At 41.4% G+C, this 5,267-nt stretch carries 5 protein-coding genes; 1 reads left to right on the top strand and 4 read right to left on the bottom strand.

Going from position 1 to position 5,267, the window contains the following annotated elements; translation table 11 throughout:
• Positions 1-143 precede the first annotated feature (143 nt).
• The 4 genes from QZ055_RS07975 to QZ055_RS07990 form a co-directional block, all read right to left on the bottom strand.
• Positions 144-1,013 carry an RluA family pseudouridine synthase gene (locus tag QZ055_RS07975; RefSeq protein WP_295825884.1) on the bottom strand — a complete coding sequence of 290 codons (870 nt, stop codon included), beginning with the start codon at positions 1,011-1,013 and terminating at the stop codon, positions 144-146.
• 1 nt (position 1,014) lies between these two features.
• Positions 1,015-2,208: an enhanced intracellular survival protein Eis gene (locus QZ055_RS07980; RefSeq protein ID WP_295825886.1), complete on the bottom strand. Its 1,194-nt coding sequence runs from the start codon at positions 2,206-2,208 to the stop codon at positions 1,015-1,017.
• A gap of 144 nt (positions 2,209-2,352) precedes the next feature.
• Positions 2,353-3,288 carry a DUF2156 domain-containing protein gene (locus QZ055_RS07985; RefSeq protein WP_178885654.1) on the bottom strand — a complete coding sequence of 312 codons (936 nt, stop codon included), beginning with the start codon at positions 3,286-3,288 and terminating at the stop codon, positions 2,353-2,355.
• Positions 3,289-3,340: 52 nt separating this feature from the next.
• The gene (locus tag QZ055_RS07990) at positions 3,341-4,456 is read right to left on the bottom strand and encodes an efflux RND transporter periplasmic adaptor subunit (RefSeq protein WP_295215966.1); all 1,116 of its coding nucleotides are present in this window, start codon (positions 4,454-4,456) and stop codon (positions 3,341-3,343) included.
• Positions 4,457-4,567: 111 nt separating this feature from the next.
• Here QZ055_RS07990 and QZ055_RS07995 point away from each other — a divergent pair.
• Positions 4,568-5,267: aldo/keto reductase (locus QZ055_RS07995; RefSeq protein WP_295825889.1), on the top strand; the 700-nt coding region annotated here is incomplete at its 3' end.

The following is a 5,267-nucleotide window of genomic DNA, read 5'->3' on the forward strand; positions in this document are numbered from 1 at the left end:
TTATCATCGATTGAGCTTTTTTTGTTTTACGTGGCACGCTCTATGTCCACATCTAGCAATTGAGCTTTCTTTATTTTACGTGGCATGCTCTATGACCACATCATCATATAAATTATAGTTGATGATACTTATAAAAGCAATTACTATTTTTCACGACCAAAATCATCCACTACTTCACAGGTTACCGTCATAGCCTCGTCCTTACCATAGGGTACAAAGGTGAGTTCTGACGCATGTAAGCATTGACGTGTATAGGGTTTATTGCGTGTCCCATACATGGCATCTCCCACAATAGGATGACCAATGTGTTCCATGTGCACGCGGATTTGATGTGTTCTGCCGGTTAATAATTTGAACTTCAATAGCGTATGTTCGCCTTCATGACCAAGAACGGTATATTCCGTTTGAGCTGGTTGACCAAACTCATCGATGACACGGCGATTATCAAATACTAGATCAACACCAATAGGTTCATCAACTACGCCATCTTCGTTAATACAGCCTTCTACTAAGCCTGTGTAGATACGGTCGATACGACCAGCTTGTAATTCATCAGTGTAATATTGCTGAGCTTCCTTTGTTTTACCAAAGAGAATACAACCAGATGTGTCTCGGTCAAGACGATGTACAGGGCGCACCTTGTGAACTACACCTTTTTTAGCATAATACCCAGCCACATAGTTACTCAATGTACCAGATTTAGTTTGTCCCGCTGGATGAACAAGCATGAATGGAGCTTTATCAACCACCAAGGTATGAGCATCTTCGTAGAGAACTGTAATAGGGCCTTTTTCTACATCGACGCCATAGTCCTTATCCTGTGGTAATTCCAAAGTTAACACATCACCCTTTTTGAGAGAACGCTGGGAATGGGCTACACGGCTATTTACTTTCACCCGTTTCTTGCGGAACATCATTTGAATATCTCGAGAGGATAATGAAAAGCGTTCCTTTACATATTTAGAGACCGTCAATTCTGTTGGTTCTTTCACTGTATACGTTTTCCAGCTCATATTACCACCATTCGTTAATATATGTTTTTTGTTCAGGATAGAGAATATCGAAGAATTCTAGCCATTCCTCATTAGCTGAAAGTTTACCTTCAAAAGCAAGATCACGAGCAGTTAATGTGCCCATTAAGAGTTGGCTCAAAGCGCCGACTTCAACAGTAATATCTACGTCCCCATCCAATGTATCAGACACCTTTTTAACAGATGGAGTCAATGCGCCGCCATATTGGACTTCATAGCGACCTTCATTCCACTCACAAAGACTATCTTTCACACCAAAGGTCATTGTAATAGGCATCATCAAAGCCTCTGGGTTTACAGGAATGGATTCGAAGGCAGCTTTCACATCCACAATACGGCTCATCATGTACGGCATTGTGGAATGTCCACTTTTACCATCTGGATAGAAGCGATAATATGTATCGTGAAGGCCCTCATTCCAACGAATCGTAGTACCTTGAGAACGGTGGTTATAGAAGTAGTTCAACAATGCTCGTTGTGCACGACGTGTAGTATAAACTAATTCGGATACAGGAATTTCTGGTTGACCTAAGCGATACACCGCATAGCCTTCGATAACACCTTCATCATTGCGCACTACAGCGATATTCACGCCTTCTGCAAAGAAGCTGCCGAGCAAGCGTTTCCATTCCTTTTCACCGCGTTCAGCATAGCCAGAAAGACGAGCTGTATATGCTTTATATACAGGATCAAGCAATGTCCATTGGTCAACGCTATTAAGTAAACCAAAGCTCAAGGATTTATCAGTCATAGGGCGCAAGTCCTCAAGAGACATAGTGTTCACCCATTGATGAGCATAGAGTTCCCAACCATATTGTTGGTAGAATGCAGCCTTGGAGGGCATCAAAATCGTCAATACTTGACCTCGGTTGCGAAGCTCTTCAAGAGAAGCCTTTAACAACGCACCACCTACGCCACCACGACGAGCCGCTGGATGTGTGGCTACGCCAACCATATAGCTTGTAGGCAATACAGCACCACGAACATTGATATTATATTGACGCAAATGAACGGTACTCAATAATTGATCTTGTTCAAGACCAACCATTGTATTTTCTGGTTCATAGCAATTTGTAAAGTAATATTGGAAGAATGGATCTTCCTTTGGTTCAAAGCAGTACGCCCATAGATTTTCCACATGTGGCGTATCTTGAACTGTTGCAATTCTATATTCCATAAGTATATCCTCGTTATAGTATAAAAACCACGCTCTATCTGTGGCATCACCATGATGATACAAAATATAATCAAATAGATAGGCTAACACTCCTATTATAACAAAAATGAGCTATGAAGCACATCGGCTTCATAGCTCAGATTTTTATTTACCGCCTGTTGCATTATCTGCTTCATTAGCATATACTGCGTCATATTTTTCAGCAAAATGATCTGGATTGTAAGATTCTTTTGCTTGGCGAAGACCAGGCAAGCCCATGTCTTCTTCACGGTTGATGAATTCTACTTCGCTAAATTCATGACGAATGAATTCATTATTGATCGCTTGATACAAACCACGGATATCTGGATTTGCTTTTTCAATGTGAATCAACGCCATTTTATCATTCAATAATTCACCGATACTGAAAGCTTCAACGCGGCCAAACAATTTGATGGCGCCACCTTTAAGCCCTAGTGTCTCCCAATTATCAAATAATAAGTTGATAGCAACCAATTCATCTTCAATACCTTCTTCATGATGAGTTTCTACCCAAGATGCTGCTGTTTCGCGGCACAATGGAATGATATCTTCAGTGATTGGCATATATTCATAGTTAGAATATTGCATACGGAATTGGTTCAAATGGTTTTTCTTTTGACGGAACTTCTTACCAGATAAGTTGATAAGATCTTCAGATTTGTAAATGTATTCGTAGTTGTCTCGGTCAGGTGTAAATTCATAACGACCAGGACATAACTCTTCCATACGCTCTTTTACAACTTTGCTAATACCTTTGAAACGGAATGGCAAATTATTTTCTACGAACCATTCTTTAGCGCGTAACAAACCATCAAGGAACTTTGCATCTTTACCGGCAAACGGAGGCAATAGGAATGGTTCACGTTTACCGCCACCTTGGATGTACAATACACCGTTTTCCTCAGCCCAACGAATACCATACGCATCTTGCCACATAAATAATGTAGTAAAGCAATTATCAGATGCTTCATAATGATGTTGTTCAAAATATTTGTCGATTAATGGTTTGTCTCTTAGTTCAAAACGTTTAAATTCTAAAATAATAATCCCTCCTATCAAATTCCTCGGTCGAGGTATTTACCATGGGTACCTATAACCACATGGTCGTTCATTATAATTTAACAGATTCGCCTAATTCAAAGTTTCCGTCGGTTGTAATTACCTTATCGCCTTCGTTTAGGCCTGAAATAATTGCTACATTATCGTCTTCTGTCATACCGACCTCAATGACACGTACGTCAACCGTATTATTTTCAGTCAATACATATACGTATTTGCCGTCTTGGTTTTCGCGAACCGCTTTGCTTGGTACAGTGAGCATCTTCGCTTTTATATCTGACTCGATGATGAGCGTATAGAACTCGCCAGCCTTGATTAGGCCTTTGTCATTGTTGAAAGTAGCTTTCACAAGAACGCTTGGCACATTTTCTGGCTGAGTCACATCTACATATGTCAATTCACCTGGTAACTCTTGGTCACCTACCTTGAGGAGTACCTTAATACCCTTTTTAGCATCTGGTGTACCTAATTTCATCGCCGCATCACGAGGGATGCTAAGAGAAGCTACCATCGGTGTAGATTGTTGAATCATCATGAACGGACGATCTGCAATGGCCATTTGACGGTCTTCATTGTAAATAGCAGTCACTGTACCAGCTATAGGCGCTACGATTGTAGATGCTGCCATTTGTGCAGATACTTGAGCAATTTGAGCTTGGATGGCTGCCGTATTGGCACCACCGCCACCACCAGTTGTTACCGTCGTAGTTTGTGGCTGAGACCGCTCTACAATGCGATCATATTCTTTTTGAGTAATCATACCCGCTTCGCGCATCTTTTGAGCTTGTGCTAATTGACCACTATCTACAGATGCTGCCGTCGTAGTTGTAACGGATGTCGCATAGGACTGAGCTTGCGCTTGTGCTAATTGACCTTGTAAGGATGCTAGCTGTTGCTGTAAAGCCGATGTATCTACAGTGGCCAAGGTTTGACCTTGTTGTACTTGGTCGCCTACTTTTACAGCATACGCGACCTGCCCTGTCAACGTCGGTGTTACCGTCGCCTTGTTAAGGGCTGTTACATTGGCATCATTATGGATCTGTAGCGGCATATCCTTGTATGTTACATCAGCAACGGATACAGTTTTCGTACCGCAACCAGCAATGGCCAAGGCCATCATCACAACACCAAGCATAGCAACTACAGAATAAATTCGTTTTAATTTCATTCTGTCACTTCCTGTCATATTGATTTTTATCAATACCTTAGTATATCATAAAATCAATTAGAATTGTATGAAAGCTAATTCCTTTAATTTATGGATATAACGGAGGTTCTCATGGAAGAACGGATGGATTTTAGAATTTTAAATAACGGCAGCTTTATTCCCTCTATCGGTTATGGCACTTATAAAACAGGCACCGAAGGGGAAACGGAGCAAGCCGTTGCTAATGCACTTGGCGTAGGTTACCGCTTGCTCGATACAGCCGCTTACTACGGTAACGAAGAGGCCGTTGGTAGAGGTATCAAAGCATCTGGCGTTAATCGTACAGATATCATTATTACTACAAAAATTTGGCACACCGATGCAGGCTACGATAATACAATGCGAGCTGTTGAAAGCTCTTTAAAGAAATTAGACACTAATTATATCGACATTATGCTCGTACATCAACCTTTGGGTGATTACTACGGTTCTTGGCGCGCTATGGAGGAGTTATACGACCAAAACGTATTACGTGGTCTAGGTCTCTCTAACTTTTACGAAGATCGCCTCATCGACTTGCTATATCACTGTAATGTAAAACCTGTGGTGAACCAAATCGAGTGCCACCCGTTTAACCAACGTCAGTCCTTATTACAATTAATGCGTAAACATCAAGTAGTAGGCATGGCGTGGTCTCCATTTACTCGTGATCGCCAACCAATTTTCGACCATCCTATCATCAAGAGCTTGGCTGAAAAGTACGGCGTTAGCAAACACCAAATCATCTTACGTTGGCACATCCAACGAGGCATCATTCCATTGCCAAAGGCAA

This window comes from uncultured Veillonella sp., assembly GCF_905209685.1.
Classification (GTDB): Bacteria; Bacillota; Negativicutes; order Veillonellales; family Veillonellaceae; genus Veillonella.

What these genes read in the sequence shown, in the direction of transcription:
- QZ055_RS07975 (WP_295825884.1), bottom strand. Translation starts at nt 1,013, where the DNA reads ATGAGCTGGAAAACGTATACAGTGAAAGAACCAACAGAATTGACGGTC.
- QZ055_RS07990 (WP_295215966.1), bottom strand. Translation starts at nt 4,456, where the DNA reads ATGAAATTAAAACGAATTTATTCTGTAGTTGCTATGCTTGGTGTTGTG.
- QZ055_RS07980 (WP_295825886.1), bottom strand. Translation starts at nt 2,208, where the DNA reads ATGGAATATAGAATTGCAACAGTTCAAGATACGCCACATGTGGAAAAT.